Annotated in this window: 24 protein-coding genes; 19 read left to right on the top strand and 5 right to left on the bottom strand. The window is 74.5% G+C overall.

The window, feature by feature from the left end; all coding sequences use genetic code 11:
• Window positions 1–4: 4 nt before the first annotated feature.
• A complete protein-coding gene (locus tag ACZ6KO_RS23315; RefSeq protein ID WP_469305925.1) occupies window positions 5–1,393 on the top strand; it encodes an aldehyde dehydrogenase family protein in 1,389 nt (462 codons plus the stop codon).
• A 7-nt stretch (window positions 1,394–1,400) separates the two neighbouring features.
• Window positions 1,401–2,192, top strand: coding sequence for a 3-oxoacyl-ACP reductase (locus ACZ6KO_RS23310; RefSeq protein WP_401449050.1), 792 nt, complete (start codon window positions 1,401–1,403; stop codon window positions 2,190–2,192).
• Between the two features lie 90 nt (window positions 2,193–2,282).
• Here the strand turns inward: ACZ6KO_RS23310 and ACZ6KO_RS23305 are convergent, their stop codons facing one another.
• Complete coding sequence (locus ACZ6KO_RS23305; RefSeq protein ID WP_469305924.1) at window positions 2,283–3,485, bottom strand: amino acid deaminase/aldolase; 1,203 nt, start codon at window positions 3,483–3,485, stop codon at window positions 2,283–2,285.
• A gap of 814 nt (window positions 3,486–4,299) precedes the next feature.
• Here ACZ6KO_RS23305 and ACZ6KO_RS23300 point away from each other — a divergent pair.
• From ACZ6KO_RS23300 to ACZ6KO_RS23290, 3 genes are all read left to right on the top strand, one after another.
• Window positions 4,300–5,184, top strand: coding sequence for a hypothetical protein (locus tag ACZ6KO_RS23300; RefSeq protein WP_469305923.1), 885 nt, complete (start codon window positions 4,300–4,302; stop codon window positions 5,182–5,184).
• 68 nt (window positions 5,185–5,252) lie between these two features.
• A complete protein-coding gene (gene mycP / locus ACZ6KO_RS23295; protein WP_469305922.1) occupies window positions 5,253–6,506 on the top strand; it encodes a type VII secretion-associated serine protease mycosin in 1,254 nt (417 codons plus the stop codon).
• A gap of 2 nt (window positions 6,507–6,508) precedes the next feature.
• Window positions 6,509–7,246 carry an SseB family protein gene (locus ACZ6KO_RS23290; protein ID WP_469305921.1) on the top strand — a complete coding sequence of 246 codons (738 nt, stop codon included), beginning with the start codon at window positions 6,509–6,511 and terminating at the stop codon, window positions 7,244–7,246.
• Window positions 7,247–7,368: 122 nt separating this feature from the next.
• On the opposite strand, the gene ACZ6KO_RS23285 is transcribed toward ACZ6KO_RS23290, so the two are convergent.
• A complete protein-coding gene (locus ACZ6KO_RS23285) occupies window positions 7,369–7,746 on the bottom strand; it encodes a DUF1844 domain-containing protein (protein ID WP_401449059.1) in 378 nt (125 codons plus the stop codon).
• A gap of 333 nt (window positions 7,747–8,079) precedes the next feature.
• Here ACZ6KO_RS23285 and infC point away from each other — a divergent pair, with 333 nt between their 5' ends.
• The 10 genes from infC to ACZ6KO_RS23235 all read left to right on the top strand — a co-directional run bounded on the left by infC (window position 8,080) and on the right by ACZ6KO_RS23235 (window position 19,111).
• Complete coding sequence (gene infC, locus ACZ6KO_RS23280) at window positions 8,080–8,748, top strand: translation initiation factor IF-3 (RefSeq protein ID WP_469305920.1); 669 nt, start codon at window positions 8,080–8,082, stop codon at window positions 8,746–8,748.
• Window positions 8,749–8,852: 104 nt separating this feature from the next.
• Window positions 8,853–9,047 carry a 50S ribosomal protein L35 gene (rpmI, locus tag ACZ6KO_RS23275; RefSeq protein ID WP_030192941.1) on the top strand — a complete coding sequence of 65 codons (195 nt, stop codon included), beginning with the start codon at window positions 8,853–8,855 and terminating at the stop codon, window positions 9,045–9,047.
• A gap of 107 nt (window positions 9,048–9,154) precedes the next feature.
• Entirely contained in the window at window positions 9,155–9,541 is a 387-nt protein-coding gene (rplT, locus tag ACZ6KO_RS23270; RefSeq protein WP_125652405.1) for a 50S ribosomal protein L20, read from the top strand.
• A 120-nt stretch (window positions 9,542–9,661) separates the two neighbouring features.
• Window positions 9,662–10,519 carry a TrmH family RNA methyltransferase gene (locus ACZ6KO_RS23265; protein WP_469305919.1) on the top strand — a complete coding sequence of 286 codons (858 nt, stop codon included), beginning with the start codon at window positions 9,662–9,664 and terminating at the stop codon, window positions 10,517–10,519.
• Between the two features lie 258 nt (window positions 10,520–10,777).
• Window positions 10,778–11,917 (top strand): sensor histidine kinase, encoded by a 1,140-nt coding sequence (locus ACZ6KO_RS23260; RefSeq protein ID WP_469306075.1) that lies wholly within the window; start codon window positions 10,778–10,780, stop codon window positions 11,915–11,917.
• Window positions 11,918–12,080: 163 nt separating this feature from the next.
• Window positions 12,081–13,208: a phenylalanine--tRNA ligase subunit alpha gene (gene pheS / locus ACZ6KO_RS23255; RefSeq protein ID WP_469305918.1), complete on the top strand. Its 1,128-nt coding sequence runs from the start codon at window positions 12,081–12,083 to the stop codon at window positions 13,206–13,208.
• Window positions 13,208–15,736, top strand: coding sequence for a phenylalanine--tRNA ligase subunit beta (gene pheT, locus ACZ6KO_RS23250; protein WP_469305917.1), 2,529 nt, complete (start codon window positions 13,208–13,210; stop codon window positions 15,734–15,736). Before pheS ends, pheT begins: the two co-directional genes overlap by 1 nt.
• 137 nt (window positions 15,737–15,873) lie before the next feature.
• On the top strand, window positions 15,874–16,809 hold the full coding sequence (locus ACZ6KO_RS23245) for a PP2C family protein-serine/threonine phosphatase (protein ID WP_469305916.1): 936 nt from the start codon (window positions 15,874–15,876) through the stop codon (window positions 16,807–16,809).
• Between the two features lie 378 nt (window positions 16,810–17,187).
• Window positions 17,188–18,528, top strand: coding sequence for a transcriptional regulator (locus ACZ6KO_RS23240; RefSeq protein WP_469305915.1), 1,341 nt, complete (start codon window positions 17,188–17,190; stop codon window positions 18,526–18,528).
• Window positions 18,529–18,580: 52 nt separating this feature from the next.
• Window positions 18,581–19,111 carry an NUDIX domain-containing protein gene (locus tag ACZ6KO_RS23235; protein ID WP_469305914.1) on the top strand — a complete coding sequence of 177 codons (531 nt, stop codon included), beginning with the start codon at window positions 18,581–18,583 and terminating at the stop codon, window positions 19,109–19,111.
• Between the two features lie 37 nt (window positions 19,112–19,148).
• On the opposite strand, the gene ACZ6KO_RS23230 is transcribed toward ACZ6KO_RS23235, so the two are convergent.
• A complete protein-coding gene (locus tag ACZ6KO_RS23230; RefSeq protein ID WP_401449079.1) occupies window positions 19,149–20,042 on the bottom strand; it encodes a 3-hydroxybutyryl-CoA dehydrogenase in 894 nt (297 codons plus the stop codon).
• Between the two features lie 154 nt (window positions 20,043–20,196).
• On the opposite strand from ACZ6KO_RS23230, the gene ACZ6KO_RS23225 reads away from it, so the two are divergent.
• Window positions 20,197–21,477 carry a glycoside hydrolase family 10-like protein gene (locus tag ACZ6KO_RS23225; RefSeq protein WP_469305913.1) on the top strand — a complete coding sequence of 427 codons (1,281 nt, stop codon included), beginning with the start codon at window positions 20,197–20,199 and terminating at the stop codon, window positions 21,475–21,477.
• A gap of 12 nt (window positions 21,478–21,489) precedes the next feature.
• On the opposite strand, the gene ACZ6KO_RS23220 is transcribed toward ACZ6KO_RS23225, so the two are convergent.
• On the bottom strand, window positions 21,490–21,687 hold the full coding sequence (locus tag ACZ6KO_RS23220; RefSeq protein WP_469305912.1) for a DUF1918 domain-containing protein: 198 nt from the start codon (window positions 21,685–21,687) through the stop codon (window positions 21,490–21,492).
• A gap of 61 nt (window positions 21,688–21,748) precedes the next feature.
• Entirely contained in the window at window positions 21,749–22,705 is a 957-nt protein-coding gene (locus tag ACZ6KO_RS23215) for a DMT family transporter (RefSeq protein ID WP_469305911.1), read from the bottom strand.
• On the opposite strand from ACZ6KO_RS23215, the gene ACZ6KO_RS23210 reads away from it, so the two are divergent.
• The 3 genes from ACZ6KO_RS23210 to ACZ6KO_RS23200 all read left to right on the top strand — a co-directional run bounded on the left by ACZ6KO_RS23210 (window position 22,704) and on the right by ACZ6KO_RS23200 (window position 25,708).
• Window positions 22,704–24,185, top strand: a complete 1,482-nt coding sequence (locus ACZ6KO_RS23210) for an aminotransferase-like domain-containing protein (RefSeq protein ID WP_469305910.1) — start codon at window positions 22,704–22,706, stop codon at window positions 24,183–24,185. The genes ACZ6KO_RS23215 and ACZ6KO_RS23210 overlap by 2 nt on opposite strands.
• A 32-nt stretch (window positions 24,186–24,217) precedes the next feature.
• Window positions 24,218–24,967 (top strand): N-acetyltransferase, encoded by a 750-nt coding sequence (locus tag ACZ6KO_RS23205; protein WP_469305909.1) that lies wholly within the window; start codon window positions 24,218–24,220, stop codon window positions 24,965–24,967.
• Between the two features lie 84 nt (window positions 24,968–25,051).
• Window positions 25,052–25,708: a maleylpyruvate isomerase N-terminal domain-containing protein gene (locus tag ACZ6KO_RS23200; protein WP_469305908.1), complete on the top strand. Its 657-nt coding sequence runs from the start codon at window positions 25,052–25,054 to the stop codon at window positions 25,706–25,708.
• Window position 25,709: the final 1 nt, after the last annotated feature.

The following is a 25,709-nucleotide window of genomic DNA, read 5'->3' as shown; positions in this document are numbered from 1 at the left end:
CCCCGTGACCGACGCGCAGGCCCCCGACGCACCCGACCAGCTGACGGTGCTCAATCCGGCCACCGAAGACGTCGTCGCCCTCGTCCCGGCCGCCACACGGGACGACGTCGACGCCGCGGTCGCGCGGGCCGCCGCGGCCCAGCGCGCCTGGGCCGCGGCCGCCCCCGCCGACCGCGCCCGGCTCCTGCGCCGCTTCGCCGCCGTGGTCGACGAGCACATCGAGGAACTCGCCCAGCTGGAGGTCCGCCAGGCCGGGCACACCATCGGCAACGCCCGCTGGGAGGCGGGCAACGTCCGCGACCTGCTCGACTACGCCGCCGGCGGGGTCGAACGGCTCTCGGGCCGCCAGATCCCCGTCCCCGGCGGCCTCGACGTCACCTTCCTCGAACCCCTCGGCGTCATCGGCATCATCGTCCCGTGGAACTTCCCCATGCCGATCGCCGCGTGGGGCATGGCCCCGGCGCTCGCCGCGGGCAACGCCGTCATCCTCAAGCCCGCCGAGACCACGCCGCTGACGGCGCTGCGGCTGGCCGAACTCGCCCTCGAGGCCGGGATCCCCGAACACCTGCTCCAGGTGCTCCCCGGCCGCGGGCCGGTCGCCGGCGACGCCCTCGTCGAGCACCCCGGCGTCGCCAAGATCGTCTTCACCGGCTCCACCCGCGTCGGCCAGCAGATCATGGCCAAGTGCTCCACCCGCGTGAAGCGGCTGACCCTCGAACTCGGCGGCAAGAGCCCCAACATCGTCTTCGCCGACGCCGATCTTGAAGCCGCGGCGGCAGCCGCCCCCATGGCCTTCCTCGACAACACCGGCCAGGACTGCTGCGCCCGCACCCGCATCCTGGTCCAGCGCAGCGCGTACGACCGCTTCCTGGACCTGCTGGCACCCGCGATCGAGGGCGTACGCGTCGGCGACCCGGCCGACGAGAAGACCCAGATGGGCCCGCTGATCTCGCAGGTCCAGCTGGACCGCGTACGGTCCTACCTGACCGACGACCTCACGGCGATCCGGGGCACCGCCCCCGAGGGCCCCGGCTTCTGGTACCCCCCGACCGTGGTCACCGGAGTCGGCCCGGACGCGGCCGTCGCCCGCGAGGAGGTCTTCGGCCCCGTCGCCGTCGTCCTGCCCTTCGAGGACGAGGCGGACGCCGTACGCCTGGCCAACGCCACCGAGTACGGCCTGGCCGGCTCGATCTGGACCCGCGACGTCGGCCGCGCCATCCGCGTCTCGCGCGCCGTCGCCGCCGGGAACCTCTCCGTCAACTCCCACAGCAGCGTCCGCTACTGGACCCCCTTCGGCGGCTACAAGCAGTCCGGACTCGGCCGCGAGCTCGGACCCGACGCCCTCACCGCTTTCACCGAGACCAAGAACGTCTTCATCAGCACGGAGGCCTGAGCACACCATGACCACTTCCGACACCGAGATCGTCTGCCGCCGTCTGGTCGGCCGCACCGCCGTCATCACCGGAGCGGGCAGCGGCATCGGCCTCGCCACCGCGCGCCGCCTGGCCTCCGAGGGCGCCAACGTCGTCTGCGGCGACATCGACGAGAAGGCCGGCAAGGCCGCCGCCGAAGAGGTCGGCGGCACGTACGTCAAGGTCGACGTCACCGACCCCGAGGAGGTCGAGGCCCTCTTCCGGACCGCCTTCGACACCTACGGCTCGGTCGACATCGCCTTCAACAACGCCGGCATCTCGCCCCCGGACGACGACTCCATCCTCACCACCGGCCTGGAGGCCTGGAAGCGCGTCCAGGACGTCAACCTCACCTCCGTCTACCTGTGCTGCAAGGCGGCCCTGCCCTACATGCAGCGCCAGGGCCGCGGCTCCATCATCAACACCGCCTCCTTCGTGGCCATCATGGGCGCCGCCACCTCGCAGATCTCCTACACCGCCTCCAAGGGCGGCGTCCTGGCGATGTCCCGCGAGCTGGGCGTCCAGTTCGCCCGCGAGGGCATCCGCGTCAACGCCCTGTGCCCGGGGCCGGTCAACACCCCGCTCCTGCAGGAGCTGTTCGCCAAGGACCCCGAGCGCGCGGCCCGCCGCCTGGTGCACATCCCGCTGGGCCGGTTCGCCGAACCCACCGAGATCGCGGCCGCCGTCGCGTTCCTCGCCAGCGACGACTCCTCGTTCATCAACGCCACCGACTTCCTGGTGGACGGCGGCATCTCCGGCGCGTACGTCACCCCGCTGTAGGCCGGGCGGCCGTCCGGGTGCCCCGCCGCGCGGGGCGGGGCACCCGGACCGGGGCGTCAGGCGGTCACCGACCGCCCCCGTAAGTCACCGTCACAGGAAGGTACGGCCCTCGCCCCGGTACGTCGGCACGGTGGCGCTCACCCGGTCGCCCTCGACCAGGTGCAGCTCCTCGAACCGCTCGCACATCTCGCCCGCCTTGGCGTGCCGGAACCAGACCCGGTCGCCGATCAGCAGGTCGTCGGCCGGGCTGCCGAGCAGCGGGGTCTGCACCTCGCCCGCGCCCTCCTGGCCGTCGTACCGCAGCCCCTGCGGCAGGTACGGCTGGGGCAGCCGGTCCGGGCCGGGGGCACCGGAGGCCGGGTAGCCGCCGCCGAGCACGGTCACCACACCGACACCCGGGCGGCGGACCACCGGCAGGGCGAAGAGCGCGGCGGGGCGGCCGCGGAACGAGGTGTAGTGGTCGAAGAGCCGCGGCACGTAGAGCCCCGACCCGGCGGCGATCTCCGTGACCGCGTCCTCGGCGGCGGTCTGCTGCACGCTGCCGGTGCCGCCGCCGTTGACGAACTCCAGGTCCGGTACGACGGCCCGGACCGCCCGTACCGCCTCGGCGCGGCGGGCGGCGAGTTCGGCGCGCGCCCTGGCCTGCATCAGCCGCACCGCGCGGGAGCGCAGCGGCCGGCCGGCCACGGCGTCGCCGACGCCGGCGACGTGGCCCTCGTACCCCATGATCCCGACGACGCGGAAGCCCGGGCGGGCGACGACCGCGCGGGCCAGCGCGGCCAGCTGGGCCGGCTCGCGCACCGGCGACCGGCGGGCGCCGACCCGTACCAGGCCGCCGAACAGGTGCAGGGCGGTGTCGAGTTCGAGGCAGACCCGGATCTCCTGCCGGCCGCCGTCGCGGGCCCGGTCGATCAGCTCCAGCTGCGACTGGTCGTCGACCATGACGGTGACGGCGGCGGCCAGCTTGGGGTCGGAGGCGAGCTCCGCGAAGGCGCGGCGGTCGGCGGACGGGTAGGCGAGCAGGACGTCCTCGAACCCGGAACGGGCCAGCCACAGCGACTCGGCGAGCGTGTACGACATGATCCCGGCGAACCCGGGCCGGGCCAGGACCCGTTCGAGCAACGCCCGGCACCTCACGGACTTGCTGGCCACCCGCACCGGCTTCCCGCCCGCCCGCCGCACGAGATCGTCGGCGTTCGCGTCGAAGGCCTCGAGATCCACGATCGCGAGGGGCGCGTCGAGGTGGGCGGTGGCCCGGTCGTAGCGGGCCCGGTCGGCGGCGGGGGAAGTCATGCGCGCAGCTTGCCAGACGGGCCTACCGGTGGGTAGGGCCAGAACCCGGCGATCCCCACCAACACCCGCCCCCGGCCGGGGTGCAGATGGCAACACCCGGGCACGAGGCCCGACCCCGCCGATGGCAAGGCCGCGCCGCCGACGCCCGCCACGGCCGGGTACGGGGCCCGGCCCCGCCGATGGCAACGCCCGGGACCCCACGGCCCCGCCGGCGGCTACGGGGGCGTACGGCCCCACCACCGAAGCCGAGCCGCGCCTGTACGCGCGCGGGTCCGCGCAAGGCGCCGGTCGGTCGCAGCGCCCGACGGCCGCCGCATCTGCCGCGACCGCGCGCTCCGGCAGGGCTCGGCCCGGGGGTGCCTTCCTGGCGCCGTCGGCGGGCCACCGCGCCGGGCCGGCCGGCCGGGCCGGCCGGCCTGGCTCTGACTGGGGGACGTCGGCGGACGCCGCGCGGCCGGTGGGGCGGATCGGTCGGTGAGGCACTCGTACGGGGGACGTAGAGTACGGGCAGGCAGCCGCGAGGGCACGGAACGGGGGGCGGAGCCGCGCGATGACGACGTCGAACCCACACCCCACCACGCCCTACGGCCCCCAGGACCCCGCTGCGCCCGTCACGCCCGGCGCCCGTCCGGCGCCCGCCCCGGCCCCGGCCGTCGCCGGCGGAGCCGCCCGTGAGGAGTCCGGCACCGGTGCGGGCCTGCGCCCCGGGGATCCGTCCGGTGCACGGCCGGGGTACGCCGCCGGTGACGCTGCCGCGCCGGGTGGACCGTCCGTCCCCGAGACGCCCGGTGTTCCGACGGGCGGAGGTCAGCACGTGCAGCAGCACGCGGGCCCGGTCGGCGAGTGGTCCGTGGCCGAAGGGGCCGGCGCGGGGGCGGGGGGCAGTGGGACCGGTACGGCTGCCGCTGCCGGTACCCCTGTGGCCGAGGGGCCGTGCGGGCCGGGGGCCGGCGCGGTGCGGGTGGTCGCGTACGAGGACGTCGTCGTGCCCGGCCGGCGGCGGCGGGTGGTCGGCGCCGGGCTCTGTGCCGTCGTGGGATCGGCGCTGATCGTCGGGGCCGGGGCCGTGACCTGGCTCGAGCGGCGGGCCGAGGCGCAGCCGCCGTCGGCCGCGGCCGTCTACCGCACGGCGGGCTCGCTGTGGCGGTCGACGCCCGTCGACACCCTGTTCCCGCGCGTCCTGGAGGGCCGTGGGGCGGGCCCCGGCGGAGCCGCGCGGACCTGGACCCGGGTGGCCCTGGCCCCCGACGCCGACTGCTCCGCCGCGCTGCCCGCGGACTGGCAGGCCCAGCTGGCCGCCACGGGCTGCACCCGCGTCCTGCGCGCGACCTACACCGACGCCACCCGCAGTTCCCTCGTCACCGTCGGCCTGGTCTTCACCCCCGCCGACGCCACCGCGATGACCGCCCTGCGCGGCCACCTCCCGGTGCCCCAGGGCTACGGGTTCGCCGACCCCCAGCGCGCCGCCTGGACGGCGTCCGTCGTCCCCGAGGCGCCGGTCGTCGTGTACGCGGTCTCCGCCTTCGCCGACGGCCGTACGGTGAGCCGGCCGCGCACCGCCGAGGAGGCGATGAAGAAGGAGGACACCGGCCCGGTCGCCCAGGCGGGCCTGGGGCACGAGGCCAAGGCCGTCGCCGACCGGATCGAGCGGTCGCTGCGCGCCCTCGCCGCCCCGTCCGCCGGGGAGCCCGCCCGATGATCACCCCGTCCGACCCGTTCCGTCCGTCGAGGCCGTCCGCCGCCGCGGGGGACCCCGGGAGCCCAGCCATGCCCGTCCCACCGGCCATACCCGACCCTGCCCGCACCCCGGACGGTGGCGCCACCGCCACCGCCACCGTAGGCACCGTCCGCCGCCGCGCCCCCCGCGTCGCCGCCGTCGGCGTGTTCGCCGCGCTCTTCGCCGGGGTCGCCGTCCCGCCCGCGGCCGCCGACGTCATCCGGGACCGGCAGTGGGGGCTGACCGCCCTGCGGGCCGAGGAGGCGTGGGGGACCACCCGGGGGGAGGGGATCACCGTCGCCGTGCTCGACACCGGGGTCGACGGGACCCACCCCGACCTCGACGGGCAGGTCCTCGACGGCACCGACCTCGTCGGCATGGGCGCCGGCCGCGGCGACCGGACCTGGGCCCGCCACGGGACCGCCATGGCCGGCATCATCGCCGGCCACGGGCACGGCACCAACCGCCGCCAGGGCGTCCTCGGCCTCGCCCCGGCCGCCCGGATCCTGCCGGTCCGGGTGATCCTGGAGGAGGGCGACCCGGCCCGCGCCAAGGCCCGCGAGAACAAGGGCGGCGCCCTCGCCGAAGGCATCCGCTGGGCCGCCGACCACGGCGCCCACGTCATCAACCTCTCCCTCGGCGACGACAGCGACGCCGCCCACCACGAGGCCGCCGAGGACGAGGCCGTCCAGTACGCCCTCGCCAAGGGCGTCGTCGTGGTCGCCTCCGCCGGCAACGGCGGCGAGAACGGCGACCACGCCTCCTACCCGGCCGCCTACCCCGGCGTCATCGCCGTCACCGCCGTCGACCGGCGCGGCAGGAAGGCCCCCTTCTCCACCCGCAGCTGGTACGCCACCGTCAGCGCCCCCGGCGTCGACGTCGTGATCGCCGACCCCGACCGCGCCTACTACGAGGGCTGGGGCACCAGCGCCGCCGCCGCCTTCGTCTCCGGCGCCGTCGCCCTGGTCCGCTCGGCCCACCCCGACCTCTCCCCGGCGCAGATCAAGAAGCTCCTCGAGGACACCGCCGCCAACGCCCCGGCCGGCGGCCGCGACGACGCCCGCGGCCACGGGCTCGTCGACCCCGTCGCCGCCCTGCGCGCCGCCGAGTCCCTGCGCCCCGACGCCCCGACGCCGGCCCCGGTGCCGTACGGGCAGACCTACTTCGGCCCCGGCCCCGAGCCCGTGCGTCCGCCCGAACGCCGCTCCCGCCTGCTGGCCCCCGCCGCCGCGGGCGGCGGACTGGCCCTGCTCGCGCTGGCCGCCGTACTCGGCAGACGCCGGGCACGGGATAGGGTCGGGTAACTGTGGCGCAGAAGAACATTCCCGACCCCGGATACTCCGACGACGACGGCACCGCCGATCCCCGGCTGAGCGCGGCCCTCGCCGCGTGGGCCGAGGACCGGGCCAAGGAGCCCGAGGTGCTCGCGGCGCTCGCGGGCGCCCGGCTGCTCGTCCCCGTCGTCGCCGTGCTCGGCGAGGTCGAGACCGACCCCGAGACCGGCCTGAAGCGTGAGAAGACCAGCGACATGGCCGTGCCCACGCTGGTCGCGGGCGGCCGCCGCGCGCTGCCGGCCTTCACCTCCACCGCCTCGCTGGCCCTGTGGGACCCGGCCGCCCGCCCGGTGGCCGTCCCGCTGCACCAGGCCCTGCAGGCCGCGGCGCACGAGAAGGCCGACACGGTCGTCCTCGACCTGGCCGGCCCGGTGCCCTACGAGCTGACCGGCTCCGGTCTGCGGGCCCTCGCCGAGGGCCGCACCGACGCCGACCCGCTGGCCGACCCGGCCGTCACCGGCGCCGTGCGGGCCGCGGTCGCCGCCGAACCCTCGGTGCGCCGGGCCTACCTCGGCCCGGGCGGCGCCGACACGGACGGCATCCTGGCGATCGTCCTCGCCGACGGCGCCGACCCCGCCACGGGCACCCGCGCGGTGGCGCGGGCCCTGGCCGCCGACGAGACCCTGCGGGCCCGGCTGGTCCGGGGCCTCGGCCTCGCGCTCCTCCCGGCCGGCGCCGCAGCCCCCGGCGAGCCCCTCTTCGAACGGTAGGAACGGTAGGGACACAGGCAGGACATGCGGAAGGGGCGGGTCCGGTGGTCTCCACCGGGGCCCGCCCCTTGCGTTGTCTCTCCGTCGTCCGTCGTCGTCGCCCGCCGCCGGCGGGCGGACGCTCAGCCGAAGACCGGACCCGTGAACTTCTCGCCCGGCCCCTGGCCCGGCTCGTCCGGGACGATCGACGCCTCGCGGAAGGCCAGCTGCAGGGACTTCAGCCCGTCACGCAGCGGAGCCGCGTGGAAGGAGCTGATCTCGGTCGCGCTCGCCGTGACCAGGCCCGCCAGGGCGGTGATCAGCTTGCGGGCCTCGTCGAGGTCCTTGTGCTCGGAATCCGGCTTGTCCAGGCCCAGGTTGACCGCCGCGGCGCTCAGCAGGTGCACGGCCACCGTGGTGATCACCTCGACCGCGGGCACGTCCGCGATGTCGCGCGTCATGGCGTCGTAGTCGGGGGCCACGTCGGCGTCGGTGGCGGTGGAGGGTGTCGCGTCAGTCATGCCTTCACCATAAGCCGTGGCTCCGATTGGTCTCCCCGGGCCCCGGGTGCTAACCTTGTGTGACGACCGGCCGGAGACGCATGTCCCCGGCCCACAAGTGGAGGCTCCGATCTCCCACCTGACCGCCCTCCGGGGCGGCGGGTCACCGGTCAGGCGGCATCCATCGTTCCGTACGGACGATGGAAAGCCGCCCGAGTCTGCGCCCCGCGATGGTACGCGGCGGTGCTCCGGTTGTATTGGAGCTCCCGCCTGTGTCCCGGTCCGGGGCGTTTTTGGTGTCCCGGGGCGGTGGGTCCGTACGAAGAAACGTACGCGACTGTCTGCCAGGCAGCCGTGTGGTGCTACCGAGGAGGATCCATCAGCGCCGAGCCCCGCATCAACGACCGGATTCGCGTTCCCGAGGTGCGACTTGTCGGTCCCAGCGGCGAGCAGGTCGGAATCGTTCCGCTTGCCAAGGCCCTGGAGCTCGCACAGGAGTACGACCTCGACCTGGTCGAGGTCGCGGCGAACGCCCGTCCGCCCGTGTGCAAGCTCATGGACTACGGGAAGTTCAAGTACGAGTCGGCCATGAAGGCCCGTGAGGCGCGCAAGAACCAGGCGCACACGGTCATCAAGGAGATGAAGCTCCGGCCGAAGATCGACCCGCACGACTATGACACCAAGAAGGGTCACGTCGTCCGGTTCCTCAAGCAGGGCGACAAGGTCAAGATCACGATCATGTTCCGTGGTCGCGAGCAGTCCCGGCCGGAGCTCGGCTACCGACTGCTGCAGCGTCTGGCGGAGGACGTCCAGGAGCTCGGTTTCGTCGAGTCGAACCCGAAGCAGGACGGCCGCAACATGATCATGGTCCTCGGTCCGCACAAGAAGAAGACCGAGGCGATGGCCGAGGCCCGCGAGGCGCAGGCCGCCCGCAAGGCCGAGCGCCAGGGGCAGTCCGCGGAGGCCACCGGGGTTGCTGCCCAGGAAGCCGAGACCGAGACCGAGGCGCCCGCCGAGGCCTGATTCCGGGGCAGCCCGTCCCGGATCAATCGACACACATGACGCTCCCGTGGGCCGGCCCGTCACAGGGCCGGTGGGGGCGCCACTGACGAGGAGATAACGGCGCTATGCCGAAGAACAAGACCCACAGCGGTTCCAAGAAGCGCTTCAAGATCACCGGCTCCGGCAAGGTGCTCCGTGAGCGCGCCGGCAAGCGCCACCTGCTCGAGCACAAGTCGTCCAAGCTGACGCGTCGCCTCACCGGCAACGCCGAGATGGCCCCGGGCGACGCCGCGAAGATCAAGAAGCTTCTCGGCAAGTGACGTTGGTCCGCTCCCGCACCGGGAGCGGGACGAGACGTCTGGACCGGGACCCAATCGATTTCGGGCCGTGTGAAGACAACCACGGCCCCGCTACAAGGAGTTAACAAGTGGCACGCGTCAAGCGGGCAGTAAACGCCCACAAGAAGCGCCGGGCGATCCTCGAGGCGGCCTCCGGCTACCGCGGTCAGCGTTCGCGCCTGTACCGCAAGGCCAAGGAGCAGGTCACCCACTCGCTGGTCTACAACTACAACGACCGCAAGAAGCGCAAGGGCGACTTCCGTCAGCTGTGGATCCAGCGCATCAACGCCGCTGCCCGCCAGAACGGCATGACGTACAACCGCCTCATCCAGGGTCTGAAGGCCGCCAACATCGAGGTGGACCGCAAGATCCTGGCGGAGCTCGCCGTCAACGACGCCAACGCGTTCGCCGCGCTGGTCGAGGTCGCGCAGAAGGCGCTCCCGGCCGACGTGAACGCCCCGAAGGCCGCCGCCTGATCCAGGCGACACCTTCGTAGCCTCAACGGCTGACGTGCCCGGACCCGCAGGCCTCGTGCCTGCGGGTCCGGTGCGTTGAACGACCTCTTTTTCACGTACGGAAGCGAGCCGCGAAAACCAATGGGTACCCCCGTCGAGCTGATCTCACCGCGATCCCCCCGGGTGGCCGCCGCCCGGCGGCTCGCGCGACGGAACTTCCGCACCAAGGAACGGCGCTTCATCGCCGAGGGCCCCCAGGCCGTCCGTGAGGCCGTCGAACACCGTGGTGAGGCGGGCCCGACCCTCATCGAGCTGTTCGCCACCGTCGAGGCCGCCGAGCGCTACGCCGGCATCGTCGACGCCGCCCGGGCCGCCGGCGCCCGCGTCCACTACGCCTCGGACGAGGTGCTCGCCGAGGTCTCGCAGACGGTCACCCCGCAGGGCCTGGTCGGCGTCTGCCACTTCCTGGACTCGCCCTTCGAGGACATCCTGAAGTCCGGCCCCCGGCTGGTCGCCGTCCTCGCACACGTGCGCGACCCCGGGAACGCCGGCACCGTGCTGCGCTGCGCGGACGCCGCCGGCGCCGACGCCGTCGTACTGACCGACGCCTCGGTCGACCTCTACAACCCGAAGTCGGTGCGCGCCTCCGTCGGCTCCCTCTTCCACCTGCCGGTCGCGGTCGGCGTCCCCGTCGAGCAGGCCGTCGAGGGCCTGCGCGCCGCGGGGTTGCGGATCCTGGCCGCCGACGGCGCGGGCGAGGACGACCTCGACGCCGAGCTGGACGCGGGCACCATGGGGGGCCCGTCGGCGTGGGTCTTCGGCAACGAGGCGTGGGGCCTGCCGGAGGAGACCCGGGCGCTCGCGGACGCCGTCGTCCGCGTCCCGATCCACGGCAAGGCCGAGAGCCTGAACCTCGCCACGGCCGCCGCCGTGTGCCTCTACGCGTCCGCGCGTGCACAGCGGGCGCCCGGAGGGTGCCGCTCTGTGACCCCCAGCTAGTAGTGTGGCGGCCCGGGGGCCCACGGCGCTACCGGAGATGTGGGGTACGGGGACATGACCGTCGGTACGAACAGCTCACCGGGGGCCACGGGGGTGGCCGGCAGCACCGAGGCCGCCGTGCCCGCCCTGGGCCCGTCCGCCGGCGCTGCGGGCCGGGCCGGGGCCCACGGGGCCCCCGAGGCCGTCGGCGGCCTCGCGGCCGGCGGGCTGCCGGGCGTACCGCCGCAGCCCCCCGCCGCCGGCCCCGCGGGACGCGCCGTGGCCCACGGGGCGAGCCGGCCGGCCGCGGGCACGGCGGGAGCCGGGACGCGGGTCCGCAGCGGGGCCGTGGCGGGGCGCGGGACACCGGACGACGAGGCGCTCGGGCTGGACCCCGACGACCTGCCGGACGGGCTGGTCGTCGCCGACCACACCGGCCAGGTGATCTGCTTCAACCGGGCCGCCGCCCGCATCACCGCCACCGACCCCGGTCAGGCCCTCGGCACCCGCATCGAGCGCGCGCTGCCGCTGGAGGACCTCGAGGGCCGCCGCTGGTGGGCGCTCACCGACCCCTACGGCGGGCTCGCCACCCGGCGCGGCCAGCCCGAGCGCAACCTGCTGCTGCCCGGCGGCCGCGAGGTGCTGGTCTCCGCCCAGTACGTCCGCACGCACCCCACGGGCCCGCTGCGGCGCCTGGTGGTCACCCTGCGCGGCACCGAGGCCCGCCGCCGTACCGAACGCAGCCACGCCGAGCTGATCGCCACCGTCGCCCACGAACTGCGCTCCCCGCTCACCTCCGTCAAGGGCTTCACCGCGACCCTGCTCGCCAAGTGGGAGCGGTTCACCGACGACCAGAAGCGGCTGATGCTGGAGACCGTCGACGCCGACGCGGGCCGCGTCACCCGGCTGATCGCCGAGCTGCTCGACATCTCCCGCATCGACTCGGGACGGCTGGAGGTGCGCCGCCAGCCCGTGGACATCGCCACCGCCGTCGGCCGGCACGTCCAGGCGCTCACCGCGAACGGCCAGGACCCCGACCGCTTCCTCGTGTGCGTCAGCCGCCCGCTGCCCGATCTGTGGGCCGACCCGGACAAGATCGACCAGATCCTGGGCAACCTCCTCGAAAATGCGGTGCGCCACGGTGACGGAACGGTCACCATCGACGTGACGCCGCACGAGAAGGGAACCGCCGTCACCGTGACCGACGAGGGCCCCGGGATCCCCGAGGAGTCGATGGGCCGCGTGTTCACCCGCTTCTGGCGGGGGAGCAAGCGCGGCGGCACCGGCCTGGGCCTGTACATCGTCAAGGGCATCGTGGAGGCCCACGGCGGCACGATCACGGTCGGCCGCGGCCCCTGCGGCGGCGCCGAGTTCCGATTTATCCTGCCCGTCGGCGCGCCGGCCTACCTCACGCAGTAGCCACTGCGGAGCGTCTCGCCAGGCGGCCCACGGGCTCCTTCACCCCCCGCGGCCCTTAGACTCGACCTTTGGCACCTTTGTGTCCTCGTGCCGGAGCGTGCCGAGGCGATTCGATCACGTCGTACGGGGACCCACCAGCCAGCCATCGGAAGTACGGGAAGAGATGTCGGCACCGAACAAGTCGTACGACCCTGTCGAGGTCGAGGCACTGAAACCGGAAGAGATCGAGCGCATGCGGGACGAGGCGCTCGCCGCCTTCGCGGCCGCCGGCGACCTCGACGCGCTGCGGGAGGCGAAGACCGCGCACATGGGCGACCGCTCGCCCCTGGCGCTCGCCAACCGCGAGATCGGCGCCCTGCCGCCGCAGGCCAAGGCCGAGGCGGGCAAGCGCGTGGGCCAGGCCCGCGGCGCCGTCAACAAGGCCTTCGGCGCGCGCACGGTCGAGCTCGAGGCCGAGCGCGACGAGCGCGTGCTGGTCGAGGAGGCGGTGGACGTCACGCTGCCGTACGACCGCGTCCCGGCCGGCGCCCGCCACCCCCTGACCACGCTGATGGACCGCATCGCGGACATCTTCGTGGCCATGGGGTACGAGGTGGCCGAGGGCCCCGAGGTCGAGGCGGAGTGGTTCAACTTCGACGCGCTCAACTTCACGCCCGACCACCCGGCCCGCCAGATGCAGGACACGTTCTTCGTCCAGGGCCCCGAGGGCGTCCAGGGCGACGAGTCCGGCGTCGTGCTGCGCACCCACACCTCCCCGGTGCAGGCGCGCTCGCTGCTCGACCGGGAGCCGCCCGTCTACATCGTCTGCCCCGGCCGCGTGTACCGCACCGACGAGCTCGACGCCACGCACACCCCGGTCTTCCACCAGGTCGAGCTGCTCGCCGTGGACAAGGGCCTGACCATGGCCGACCTCAAGGGCACCATGGACCACATGGTGGCCGAGCTGTTCGGCGAGGGCACCACCACCCGCCTGCGCCCGCACTTCTTCCCGTTCACCGAGCCGTCCGCCGAGATGGACATGCAGTGCTACGTGTGCCGCGGCGCGTCGGTGGGCAACCCCGACCGCCCCTGCCGCACCTGCTCCAGCGAGGGCTGGATCGAGCTCGGCGGCTGCGGCATGGTCAACCCCAAGGTGCTGACCGCCTGCGGCGTGGACCCCGAGGTGTACAGCGGCTTCGCCTTCGGGTTCGGCATCGAGCGGATGCTCATGTTCCGCCACAACGTTGAAGACATGCGAGACATGGTCGAGGGTGACGTCCGGTTCACCCGGCCGTTCGGGATGGAGATCTGATGCGGGTCCCGCTTTCTTGGCTGCGGGAGTACGTCGACCTGCCTGCGGGCGAGTCCGGTCGTGACGTAGCTGCCAAACTCGTCGACGCCGGCCTCGAGGTCGAGACCGTCGAGCAGCTCGGCGCCGGGCTCAAGGGCCCCCTGGTCGTCGGCCGGGTGCTGACCATCGAGGAGCTGGAGGGCTTCCGCAAGCCGATCCGCTTCTGCACGGTCGACGTCGGCTCCGCCAACGGCACCGGCGAGCCGCAGGAGATCGTCTGCGGCGCCCGCAACTTCGCCGTCGGCGACAAGGTCGTCGTGGTCCTGCCCGGCGCCGTCCTGCCCGGCGACTTCGCGATCGCCTCGCGCAAGACGTACGGCAGGACCTCCCACGGCATGATCTGCTCCGGCGACGAGCTGGGCATGGGCGACGACGGCACGCACGGGATCATCGTGCTGCCGCCCGAGCACGAGGCCGGCACCGACGCGATCGAGCTCCTGGAGCTCGTCGACGAGGTCCTCCACATCGACGTCACCCCGGACCGCGGCTACTGCATGTCCCTGCGCGGCGTGGCCCGCGAGGTCGCCACCGCCTACGGCCTGCCGCTGCGCGACCCGGCGCTGCTCGACGTCCCGGCCCCCAACTCCTACGGCTACCTCGTCAAGGTCGAGGACCCGGCCGGCTGCGACCGCTTCACCGCGCGCACCGTCACCGGCCTGGACCCCGAGGCGCGCTCCCCGATCTGGCTCAAGCGCCGCCTGCAGAAGGCGGGCATGCGCCCGATCTCGCTCGCCGTCGACATCACCAACTACGTGATGCTGGAGCTCGGCCAGCCCCTGCACGCGTACGACCGCACCCGCGTCGACGGCCCCATCGGGGTCCGCCGGGCGGAGCAGGGCGAGACCTTCACCACCCTCGACGGGGTCAAGCGCACGCTCGACGCCGAGGACCTGGTGATCACCGACAACAGCGGGCCGATCGGCCTGGCCGGTGTCATGGGCGGAGCCAACACCGAGATCGCCGACTCCGTCACCGACCCGGAGACCGGCGCCGTCACCGGCACCACCGACGTGGTCATCGAGGCCGCGCACTTCGACTCCGTGTCGATCTCGCGCACCGCCCGCCGGCTGAAGCTGTCCTCCGAGGCGTCCAAGCGCTTCGAGCGCGGCGTCGACCCGCAGGCCGCCGCCGCGGCCGCCCAGCGCACCGTCGACCTGCTGGTGCTGCTCGCGGGCGGCACCGCCGAGGCCGGCGTCACCGAGCTGACCGCGCCCCTGGCCCCGCGCACCGTCGCCATGAGCGCCGACCACCCGGACCGCGTCGCGGGCATGGACTACGGCCGCGAGACCGTCGTACGCCGCCTCCAGGAGATCGGCTGCGACGTCTACGGCCAGGACGAGCTCGTCGTCACCGTGCCCTCGTGGCGCCCCGACCTCGCCGAGCCCAACGACCTCGCCGAAGAGGTCATCCGGCTGGAGGGCTACGGCAACCTGCCCTCCACCCTCCCGCAGGTGCCCTCCGGCCGCGGTCTCACCCCGCGCCAGCAGCTGCACCGCCGGGTCGGCCGGGCGCTGGCCGGCGCGGGCTACGTCGAGGCGCTGAACTACCCGTTCCTCGGCGAGGGCGTCTTCGACCAGCTCCAGCTGCCGGCGCACGACGCCGCCCGCCAGGTGGTCAAGCTCGTCAACCCGCTCTCCGACGAGGAGCCGGCGCTGCGCACCACGCTGCTGCCGGGTCTGCTCGGCGCGCTGCGCCGCAACGACAGCCGCGGCAGCCACGACCTCGCGCTCTTCGAGACCGGCTCGGTCTTCCGGGCGGGTCAGCGGGCGGGCGTCGCGGTGCGGCTGCCCGTCGACCGCCGGCCCACCGACGAGGAGATCGCCACCCTCGACGCCGCCCTCCCGGCGCAGCCGCGGTACGCCGCGGTCGTGCTGGCCGGGGCGCGTGAGCAGGCCGGCTGGTGGGGCAAGGGCCGCCCGGCCGACTGGGCCGACGCGGTCCAGGCCGCCCGCGCGCTCGCCGTCGAGGCCGGCGCGGACCTGGTCGTCCGCCAGGGCCGGTACGGCCCCTGGCACCCGGGCCGCTGCGCCGAGCTGGTCGTCACCCTCGACGGGGTGGAGCAGGTCATCGGCCACGCCGGTGAGCTGCACCCGCGCGTGGTCAAGGCGCTGGGCCTGCCGGCCCGTACGAGCGCCATGGAGCTCGACCTCGACCGGCTGGCCGCGGCCGGCGGCGACGCCGTCAAGGCGCCCCGGATCTCCACCTTCCCGGTGGCGACCCAGGACGTCGCGCTGATCGTCGACGCGTCGGTGCCGGCGTCCTCCGTGGAGGCCGCGCTGCGCAAGGGCGCCGGCGAACTGCTGGAGTCGCTGCGGCTGTTCGACGTCTTCACCGGCGAGCAGGTCGGCGCGGGCAAGAAGTCCCTCGCCTACGCGCTGCGCTTCCGCGCTCCCGACCGGACGCTGACGGCCGAGGAGTCGACGGCGGCGCGTGACGCCGCCGTGGCGCTGGCCGCCGAGCGGACGGGCGCGGTGCTGCGCGGCGCATAGCCGCTCGCCAGGGCTCATGAGGGGCGCATCCGGGGATCCGGGTGCGCCCCTCACTCGTTCGGGTGAGAACTTCGGCTGGATATAGGGCTTGAACCGGGCGGTCGGCACAATCGTTCCGGCCGAGGGGAGGCCTGCCAATGACCGAAACGCGGCCCGTGCCCCAGGTGCGCCGGGCGTGCGTCCTTGCCTGGGGCGGGGCCGCGGTGTCGTGGGAACTGTCGTCCCCCGGACCGCTGGTGCCGAGCCTGACCAGCTGCGCGGCGTTCCTGCTGCTGGCCACGGGATGCGCCCTGCACATACGGCAGCGGCTCATGGGCGAACTGCGCCGGACCCAGGAGATCGCGGGCGCGGCGCAGAGCGTGCTGCTGCGCCCGCTGCCCGCCCGGATGGAGGGCCTGGGGCTGGCGGCGGTGCACGGGACCGCCGTCGACGGGGCGTCGATGGGCGGCGACCTCTACGACGCGCTGGCCACGCCGTTCGGGGTGCGGGTGGTCATGGGCGACGTCCGCGGCCACGGTCCGGCGTCGCTGGGGGCCGCGGCCGCCGTCCTCGGAGCGTTCCGGGAGGCGGCGTACGACGAGCCCGCCCTGGGCGATGTCCTGCGGCGGCTGGAACGGGCCCTGCGCCGGGCCTCGGCCGACCCGGAGGAGTTCGTGACCGTGCTCCTGCTGGAGATCACGGCGGACGGCGCCGTCACCGTGGTCAACTGCGGCCACCCCTGGCCCTATCTGCTGAGCCCGGCGGCCGCCGAGGTGGTGGTCGGGGACGAGACGCTGCCGCCGCTGGGCGTGCTGCCGCTGCCCGACAAGGTCGAGGCGCGGGCGTACGTACGGCTGGCGCCCGGCGAGGCGCTGTTCCTGCACACCGACGGGGTCGAGGACGCCCGGGACCGGGGCGGGCGGCACTTCCCGCTCGGCGGGGTGCTCGCCGAGGCCGGCTGCGGGGCGGTCACGCCCGCGCGGCTGGTGGCGGGCGTGCACGCCGCGCTGCTGCGCCACGCCGGCGGGCGGCCCGCCGACGACGTCGCCCTGCTGGTGCTGCGCAACGACCGGCTCCGGCCGGCCGGCCCCTGACCGGCCGACGGAGCCGTACGGGCCGGTGGACGGTGGGTGGTCCCGGCACGTACGCCGCGTCTCCCCGGTCGCGCCGAGGAGTTGGGGACTTCCGCCGGTGGCCGGCGACCAACCGGCGCCGGCGGAAGCCCCTGGGGCGCCGCCCGCCTGCCGTGGAGTGTCGGGCAGACGAGCAGACGGGCGGCGCGGTACGGGCCGTCGCACTGTACGAGGGGGAGCCGACGGCCCGTGTGCCTCGTGGTGAGGCGAGAGTCCCAGTCAACCGCTCCCCGGCATCCGGCGGCAGGGTGTGCGGCGCATTTATGCGCGTACCTGGTTCACACCCCGTGTGAATCCCGCACCCACTAACCTGATGCCGACGAGCCCTTGGAGGGGCCCATGCAGTCCAATGCCCTGCTCGACGCCCTCCTCGCCGAGGCGGGCATGTCGCATGCCGGACTCGCCGCGCACGTGAACCAGGCCGGCCGGTCCCGCGGGCTCGCCCTGCGCTACGAACACACCGCCGTCGCCCGGTGGTTGAAGGGCCAGCGGCCGCGCGGCCAGGTGCCCGACCTGATCTGCGAGGTGCTGGGCCGGCGGCTCAGCAGACCGCTCTCCCTCGACGACATCGGACTCGGGGTGCCCGGCCAGTCGGGCATCGCGCACGGCACCTCGCTCGTCGGCTTCGTCGACCGGGCAACGGCCCTGTGGCGCACGGACGAACAAGGGCGCACCGAGCTGCTGACCGCGGCCGCCGTCACCGGCACCCCCGCGGTGATCCCCGTGTGGGAGTGGGAGAACCCGCCCGAGGACGGCGACGTCTCGCGCGCGGGCCCCACCCGGGTCGGCCCCGAGCACATCGAGATCCTGCGGGCCGCCCGCGCGCACTACGAGCTCATGTACCGCCGGGCGGGCGGCATGGCCACCCGGGCCCGGATCGTCCGCTTCCTCGGCACCGAGACCGCGCCCCTGCTGCGCGGCAGCTATTCCGACGGCCTCGGCCGCCAACTCCACCGCGCCACCGGCTCGCTGGTCGCCGTCGCCGGGATCTGCGCGTACGACTCCGACGCCCACGGGCTGGCCCAGCGCTACTTCCACCAGGCGCTGCGGCTGGCCAAGGCCTGCGGGGACCGCGGGCTGGGCGCGTACGTCATCGCCCTGCTGGTCAACCAGTCCCTGCATCTGCGGGAGTTCCGGCAGGCGGTGGCGTTCGCGGAGGCCGCGCTGCGCGCCGCCGGACGGCACACCACCCCGGCGCTGGCCGCCGACCTGTACGCCATGCAGGCCAAGGCGTACGCGCAACTAGGCGACACCGTCGCCGCGTTGGCCTGCATCCGGCACGCGGAGGCGGCCGCCGAGCGGATCCGCCCCGGCACCGAGCCCGACGAGACCGGGTACGTCCAGCCGGGGCTGGTCAACGTCCAGGTCGCCCAGGCGCTGCTCAGCCTGGGGGATCTGCGCGCCGCGCACGCGCAGGCGGTGGCCGCCGTCGACACCCCGGCGCACGACCGGGGGCGGGTGCACCGGCTGGCGATGCTCTGCGAGATCCAGCTGCGCCAGGGCGAGGCCGACCGCGCCGTGGTGGCCGCGGCCGAGATGGCGGAACGGGCCAGGGGGATGGAGTCGCTGCGGCTGCGCGACCGGCTCCGGGCGGTCCGCGAACAGCTCCTGACCAGCGGTTGTGCGGACGCGGAGGAGACCGTGCAGCTCATCGACGGGGCGCTGCGCGTTCCGCTGTGACAGTGCGGCTGCTGCGATGTTGCCACCTACACGCATGAAAGGTGGCACAACCGTGCAGTGGACGAACCTGAACGAGCAGACCGTGTACAAGAACCGCTGGTTCGACGTCAATCTCGCCGACGTCGAACTGCCCGACGGCCGGCACCTGGACCACTTCGTCATCCGGCTGCGCCCGGTCGCGGCCGCGACCGCCGTCAACGGGGCCAACGAGGTGCTGCTGCTGTGGCGGCACCGCTTCATCACCGGCAGCTGGGGCTGGGAGCTGCCCGCCGGTGTGGTCGAGGACGGCGAGGACGTCGCGGCCGCGGCGGCGCGCGAGATGGAGGAGGAGTCGGGCTGGCGGCCCGGTCCGCTGCACCACCTGATGACCGTGGAGCCCTCCAACGGCCTCACCGACGCCCGCCACCACCTCTACTGGTCGGAGGGGGCGACGTACATCGGGCAGCCCGAGGACGGCTTCGAGTCCTCGCGGCGCGAGTGGGTGCCGCTGAAGCTCGTACCGGACATGATCGCGCGCGGCGAGGTCCCGGCCGCCAACATGGCGGCCGGGCTGCTCCTGCTGCACCATCTCCGGCTCGGCTAGACGGACAGGGCCCGGCGGGTACGGCCGGACGCGGGCGTCAGCCGTACGGGTAGAAGCCCGAGCCCGTCTTGCGGCCCAGGCGGCCCGCGTCCACCATCCGCTGGAGCAGCGGGGGAGCGGCGTACAGGGGCTCCTTGAACTCGGCGTACATCGAGTCGGCCACCGAGGCGACGGTGTCGAGCCCGATGAGGTCCGCGAGCTTGAGCGGGCCCATCGGGTGGGCGCAGCCCATCTCCATGCCGTTGTCGATGTCCTCGCGGCTCGCGATGCCGGACTCGAACATCCGGATCGCGGACAGCAGGTACGGGATGAGGAGGGCGTTCACGACGAAGCCGGACCGGTCCTGGGCGCGGATCGCGTGCTTGCCCAGCACGTCCCGCACCAGGGCCTCGGCCCGCTTGACGGTCTCCTCGCCCGTGGTCAGCGCGGGGATCAGCTCGACGAGCTTCTGCACCGGGGCCGGGTTGAAGAAGTGGATGCCGATGACCTGGTCCGGGCGCGAGGTCGCGACGGCCAGCTTCACCAGCGGGATGGAGGAGGTGTTGGAGGCGAGGATCGCGTCCGGACGGGTGATCACCTGGTCCAGGACCTGGAAGATCTCGGTCTTGACCTGCTCGTTCTCCACGACGGCCTCGATGACCAGGTCGCGGTCGGCGAACTCGCCGAGGTCGGTGGTGAAGCTGAGGCGGGCCAGGGTGGCGTCCCGCTCCTCCTCGCTGATCTTGCCGCGTTCGGCGGCCTTGGTGAGCGAGTTGTGCAGCCGGGTACGTCCGATCTCCAGGGCCTCGCCGGTGGTCTCGGCGACCTTGACCTCAAGGCCACTGCGGGCGCACACCTCTGCGATACCCGCGCCCATCTGGCCACAGCCCACTACGCCGACTCGTGTGATGTCGGAAGGGAGGTCAGTCACTTCGTGCCTTTCGCAGCTCATCCGTCGGCGGGTCCCCCGTGCTGCGCAGTGTCTCTGCTGCCCGGCGCCCGCCACGCCCCACGACGTTACTCCCGACCTTGCTCCGCGTGTCGGGCCGGGGCGGGCATGCTGGGCGATCGGAGAGGAATGTCACGCAGCGGAACGGAGACATCACATGGAGTGCATGGACCGGCGGGGGTTGCTGGCCGGAGCCGCGGGGGTACTGGCCACGACGGCCCTGGGTGTCACGGCGCCGGGCGCCACGGCGCAGGCGGCGCCGCCGGGAGGCGGGGGCAGGGGCAGGGGCGGCGGCGGGGGCGGGCTCGCCGTGGTCCCGGAGTTCCGCGGCATGTGGGTGGCCACGGTCACCAACGTGGACTGGCCCTCGCAGACCGGCCTGACGGCCACGCGGCAGCGCGAGCAGCTGCTGACGCTGCTGGACCGGGCGGTGGCCCAGCGGCTGAACGCCGTGATCCTCCAGGTCCGGCCGGCCGCCGACGCGCTGTGGCCCTCGCCGCTGGAGCCCTGGTCGCAGTGGCTGACCGGGCGGCAGGGCGCCGACCCCGGCTGGGACCCGCTGGGCACGGCGGTCGCCGAGGCGCACCAGCGGGGGCTGGAACTGCACGCCTGGTTCAACCCGTACCGGGTGGCCACGCACAGCGACCGGGAGCGGCTCGCGGCGAGCCACCCGGTGCGCCGCAACCCCGAGTGGGCCGTCGAGTACGGCGGTCGGCTGTACTACAACCCGGGACTGCCGGAGGTGCGGACCTTCGTCCAGGACGCGATGCTCGACGCGGTGGCCCGCTACCCGGTCGACGCCGTGCACTGGGACGACTACTTCTACCCCTATCCCGAGGCGGGCGAGTACTTCGACGACGACGCGGCGTACGAGCTGCACGGCGCGGGCTTCGCCTCACGCGCCGACTGGCGGCGCCACAACGTCGACCTGCTGGTCTCCGAGATGGCGGCGCGCCTGCCGGGGGTCCGGCCGGGGGTGCGGTTCGGTGTCAGCCCGTTCGCGGTGTGGCGCAACGGCGACCGCGACCCGCTCGGGTCGGCGACACGGGCCGGTGTCGGGACGTACGACGACCTGTACGCCGACACCCGCAAGTGGGTCAAGGAGGGCTGGATCGACTACGTCGCCCCGCAGTGCTACTGGCACATCGGGCATCCGCAGGCCGATTACCGGGTCCTGGTGCCGTGGTGGGCGCAGACGGTCGCCGGGACGGGGGTGGACCTCTACATCGGGGAGGCGCTCTACCGCTGCGAGTCAGGCAGTCCCACGCCCGCGTGGCGCGATCCGGCGGAGCTGTCCCGGCACCTGAGCCTGGCCCGGCAGCACGCCGAGGTCCGCGGCCATTCCTACTTCTCGGCGAAGCAGGTGGCCGCGGACCCCAATGGAGCGATGGCCAGGGTCGTCACCGACCACTACCCGACGGCGGTGCCGCCGCGCTGACGTGTGCGGTGCTCAGGGAGTGGGCTCGGCGGGGTGCCTGACGACGCAGTCGGGTCCCGGTGACATGACTGCCTCGTGGCCGTCCTGGAAACGGACCCGGTAGGGAGGGGTGCCGTTCTCGCCCAGGACCTGAGTGATCTCGCCGACCTTGTCGTGCTGCCCTACGACTCTGCCGTGCTGTACCAGCTGGTCGCCCTCGGTCGCGCGCATAGCTGACCTCCTCGGAGGCGGTCTGGATCCGGTGACAGCAGTTTACGGCGATTCGCCGGAATTATGCCCGCTGGGTGACTGCGATACAGACCAGGACCGCCACGGCGGCCAGTGGCGCGGCGGGGGAGAGGTGCTCGCCGAGCACCAGGACCGACCAGACGAGCGTCAGCAGCGGCTGGGCCAGCTGGAGCTGGCTGGCCCGGGCCGCGCCGATCTCGGCCATGCCCCGGTACCAGACGTAGAGCCCGAGGAAGGTGGAGCCGGCCGCCGCCCAGACCAGACCGATCACCCCGTGCGCGGTCAGGCGGACCGGCTCCTGGGCCAGGCCCAGCGCCGAACCGGCCAGGGTCAGCGGCAGGCACAGCACCAGCGCCCAGCCGATGACCTGCCAGCCGGGGACGGACCGGGCCAGCCGGCCGCCCTCGGTGTAGCCGGCGGCGCACACCAGCAGCGCGGCGAAGAGGAAGCCGTCGCCCGCCGAGGGGGAGCCGCCGCTCTGGGCGAGGGTGAACCCGAGGACCACCACCGCCCCGGCGACGGCGGCCGCCCAGAAGGTGCGTGAGGGACGGGCGCCGGTGCGCAGGGCGGCCAGCGCGGCGGTGGTCAGGGGCAGCAGGCCGACCACGACGGCCGCGTGGGAGGTGGTGGAGGTGCGCAGCGCGAGGGTGGTCAGCATCGGGAAGCCGACCACCACGCCGGCGCCGACGACGGCCAGGCCCGCCCAGTGCTCGCGGCGCGGCAGCGGGGCCCGCAGCGCGAGCAGGAAGCCGCCCGCGATCAGGGCGGCGAGGACGCTGCGCAGCGAGACCAGGGTCCAGGGACCGAAGCTCTCCAGGCCCCAGACGGTGGAGGGGAAGGTCAGCGAGAAGGCGAACACGCCGAGGCCGGCGAGCAGGGTGCCGGAGCGGCGCGCACTCCGCGCGGCCGCCGTGCCCGCCCGGCCGGCCGCGCCCGCCGTGTCCTGCGGGGTGGGAGCCGCTACTCCGGTGGGGGCGATAGCGCTATTCTGTGCTGTCATGAACGAGCGTAGCAGTGTGGCCGAACTGGCGGAATCCCTGCGATCCGAGCTGAACCGCTACTCCATCGGTGGAAAGCTCCCGTCGAGCCGGGCCCTCGTCGAGCGCTTCCGCGTCAGCCCCGTCACCGTCTCCCGGGCCCTCGCGCAGCTCGCCGCCGAGGGGCTGGTGGTCACCCGGCCCGGCGCCGGCGTCTTCCGGGCGCCGCCGCGTACGCCCGCCCGGGCCACCGGGGACACCTCCTGGCAGGAGGTCGCGCTGACCGCCGAGGCAGCCGGCGACATCGTGCCGCGCTCGGTGGACGCCTCCGGGGTGCTCGTCTCGCTCGCCGCGCCCCCGGTCGGGGTGATCGAGCTCAACAGCGGCTACCTGCACGCCTCCCTCCAGCCCGAGCGGGCCATGGCCGCCGCCCTCGCCCGCGCCGGACGGCGTCCCGGTGCCTGGTCCCGGCCGCCCGTCGAGGGCCTGCCCGAGCTGCGCGACTGGTTCGCCCGCGAGATCGGCGGCGCCCTCACCGCCGCCGACGTGCTGGTCACCGCGGGCGGACAGAGCGCGCTGACCACCGCGCTGCGGGCGCTGGCCCCGCCCGGCGCGCCGATCCTGGTCGAGTCCCCGACCTACCCCGGCCTGCTGGCCATCGCCCGTGCTTCGGGCTGCCGGCCGGTCCCGGTGCCCGTCGACGCCGAGGGGGTACGCCCGGAGCTGCTGGCGGCGGCCTTCGAGGCCACCGGCGCGCGGGTGTTCGTCTGCCAGCCGCTGTTCCAGAACCCGACCGGTGCGGTGCTGGCCGCCGGGCGGCGGCGCGAGGTGCTGCGGATCGCGCGGGCCGCCGGGGCGTTCGTGGTCGAGGACGACTACGCGCGGGCCCTGGCCCACGAGGACGCGGGCCCGCTGCCGGCGACCCTGGCCGCCGAGGACGCCGACGGGATCGTCGTTCACGTCCGCTCCCTCACCAAGGCCACCTCGCCGAGCCTGCGGGTGGGCGCGCTGGCCGCGCGCGGGCCGGTGTTCGAGCGGCTGCGGGCGATCCAGGTCGTCGACACCTTCTTCGTGGCGCGCCCGTTGCAGGAGGCCGCGCTGGAGCTGGTCGGGGCCCCCGCCTGGCCGCGCCACCTGAGGGCGGTCGCCGCCGAGCTGCGCCACCGCCGGGAGGTGCTGGCGGGCGCCGTGCGCCGGGAGCTGCCCGCGCTGTCCCTGCCCCATCTGCCCGCGGGCGGATACCAGTTGTGGGCCCGGCTGCCCGAGGGCTGCGACGAGGCCGGCTTCGTCGGCGCCGCCCTGCGGGCCGGGGTCGCGGTGGCGCCGGGCCGCCCGTACTTCTGCGCCGAGCCGCCGGGCCCGTACGTGCGGCTGAGCTTCGCCGGGGTCGCCGGTCCCGGCGAACTCGCGGACGGGGTCCGCCGGCTGGGCGCCGGGCTCGACACGGCGGCGGCCGGGGCGGGACCGGCAGCGGGCGGGGCGGGCGCGGACAAAATCCGTTGAGGAGCCCGTTTCCCCGCCCCTAGCCTGCGGGGATGACCGGCATAGAGATCACCACGGTGGCCCAGCGCCCCGAACTGGCGGCGCGGCTCTGGGACATGGCGGACACCTGGCCCGAGTTCGCGCAGCACGACGCACTCGCCTGGCTGCTCTACCCGCGGATGGTGGCCGAGCTGCCGGACTACGTCCTGGTTGCCACCGACGGGGACCAGGTCGTCGCCCGCGGGTTCAGCGTGCCCTTCGCCCTGCGGGCGCCGGGCCGCGGCGACCTGCCTGCGCGCGGCTGGGACCAGGTCCTCATGTGGGCCTTCTCCGACCTGCGGCGCGGTGTCGACCCCGACACGGTGAGCGCGATCGAGATCAGCGTGGCCACCGGCCGCCAGGGCGAGGGACTGTCCGGGCGGATGCTGGCCGCGATGCGCGAGAACGCCCGCGCCCGCGGCTTCGCCGAGGTCGTGGCCCCGGTCCGGCCCAGCGGCAAGCCCGCCGAACCGGACACCCCGATCCACGCGTACGCCTTCCGCACCCGTGCGGACGGTCTGCCGTACGACCCGTGGCTGCGCGTCCACGTCCGGGCGGGCGGGGTCATCCACGCGGTGGCGCCGCTGTCGATGACGATCAGCGGATCCCTGGCCGAGTGGCGGGAGTGGACCGGCCTGCCCTTCGACACGGCCGGCCCGGTCCGCGTACCGGGCGCCCTGGTCCCGGTCCACTGCGACCCGGAACAGGGCCACGCCGTGTACGTCGAGCCGAACGTGTGGGTCCGGCACCCGCTGACCGGCTGAGCCGCCGGCCAGCCGGCCAGCCGGCCGGCCGACCGGCCGGCCGGGGCGTGGCAGGGACCGGGACGCACGCACTACCGTGCGGGTGTGGATCTGTTCTCCCGCTCGTGGACGGCGCTGCGCACGGCGGTCGCGGACCTCCCGGACGAGGCCTTCGCCCGGCCGTCCGGGTGCACCGGCTGGCTGGTCCGGGACCTGGTGTGCCACCTGGTCATCGACGCACAGGACGTCCTGATCACCCTGGTCACCCCCGCCACGGCGGAGGTCACCGCCGACGAGGCGACGTACTGGCGCGTCGAGGAGCACCCGCCGACCGGCACGGATCCCCTCGACGCCCTGACCGTGCGGCTGGCCGCCGCGTACGGGGACCCGGAGCTCCTGCGGTTCCACCTCGACGACATCGGGTCCGCCGCCGGCCGCGCGGCGGCGCTCGCCGACCCCGGCGCCCGGGTGAGCACCAAGGACCTGGTCCTCACCGCGGGGGACTACCTCACCGCGTACGTCCTGGAGTGGACGCTGCACCACCTGGACCTGGCCGCCCACCTCCCGGACGTGCCGCGGCCGCCCGCGGCGGGCCTGGCCCGGTCCCGCAGGCTGCTGGAGAAGATCGCCGGCGCCCCCTTCCCCGCGTCGTTCAGCGACACCGACGCCCTCCTCGTCGGCACCGGCCGCCGGGCCCCGTCCGGCGCGCAGACGGCCGCACTCGGCGCGCGGGCCGGGCGCCTGCCGCTGGTCCTCGGCTGAC

The sequence above is a fragment of the Streptomyces sp. NPDC042102 genome, from assembly GCF_055582305.1.
This window is presented reverse-complemented; position numbering and strand designations above follow the sequence as displayed.

Bases quoted from the DNA above. Each gene is read 5' to 3' on its own strand.
- ACZ6KO_RS23310 (WP_401449050.1), top strand. From the start codon at position 1,401: ATGACCACTTCCGACACCGAGATCGTCTGCCGCCGTCTGGTCGGCCGC.
- ACZ6KO_RS23305 (WP_469305924.1), bottom strand. From the start codon at position 3,485: ATGACTTCCCCCGCCGCCGACCGGGCCCGCTACGACCGGGCCACCGCC.
- mycP (WP_469305922.1), top strand. From the start codon at position 5,253: ATGCCCGTCCCACCGGCCATACCCGACCCTGCCCGCACCCCGGACGGT.
- ACZ6KO_RS23285 (WP_401449059.1), bottom strand. From the start codon at position 7,746: ATGACTGACGCGACACCCTCCACCGCCACCGACGCCGACGTGGCCCCC.
- rpmI (WP_030192941.1), top strand. From the start codon at position 8,853: ATGCCGAAGAACAAGACCCACAGCGGTTCCAAGAAGCGCTTCAAGATC.
- ACZ6KO_RS23265 (WP_469305919.1), top strand. From the start codon at position 9,662: ATGGGTACCCCCGTCGAGCTGATCTCACCGCGATCCCCCCGGGTGGCC.
- pheS (WP_469305918.1), top strand. From the start codon at position 12,081: ATGTCGGCACCGAACAAGTCGTACGACCCTGTCGAGGTCGAGGCACTG.
- pheT (WP_469305917.1), top strand. From the start codon at position 13,208: ATGCGGGTCCCGCTTTCTTGGCTGCGGGAGTACGTCGACCTGCCTGCG.
- ACZ6KO_RS23245 (WP_469305916.1), top strand. From the start codon at position 15,874: ATGACCGAAACGCGGCCCGTGCCCCAGGTGCGCCGGGCGTGCGTCCTT.
- ACZ6KO_RS23240 (WP_469305915.1), top strand. From the start codon at position 17,188: ATGCAGTCCAATGCCCTGCTCGACGCCCTCCTCGCCGAGGCGGGCATG.
- ACZ6KO_RS23230 (WP_401449079.1), bottom strand. From the start codon at position 20,042: ATGAGCTGCGAAAGGCACGAAGTGACTGACCTCCCTTCCGACATCACA.
- ACZ6KO_RS23225 (WP_469305913.1), top strand. From the start codon at position 20,197: ATGGAGTGCATGGACCGGCGGGGGTTGCTGGCCGGAGCCGCGGGGGTA.
- ACZ6KO_RS23220 (WP_469305912.1), bottom strand. From the start codon at position 21,687: ATGCGCGCGACCGAGGGCGACCAGCTGGTACAGCACGGCAGAGTCGTA.
- ACZ6KO_RS23210 (WP_469305910.1), top strand. From the start codon at position 22,704: ATGAACGAGCGTAGCAGTGTGGCCGAACTGGCGGAATCCCTGCGATCC.
- ACZ6KO_RS23215 (WP_469305911.1), bottom strand. From the start codon at position 22,705: ATGACAGCACAGAATAGCGCTATCGCCCCCACCGGAGTAGCGGCTCCC.
- ACZ6KO_RS23205 (WP_469305909.1), top strand. From the start codon at position 24,218: ATGACCGGCATAGAGATCACCACGGTGGCCCAGCGCCCCGAACTGGCG.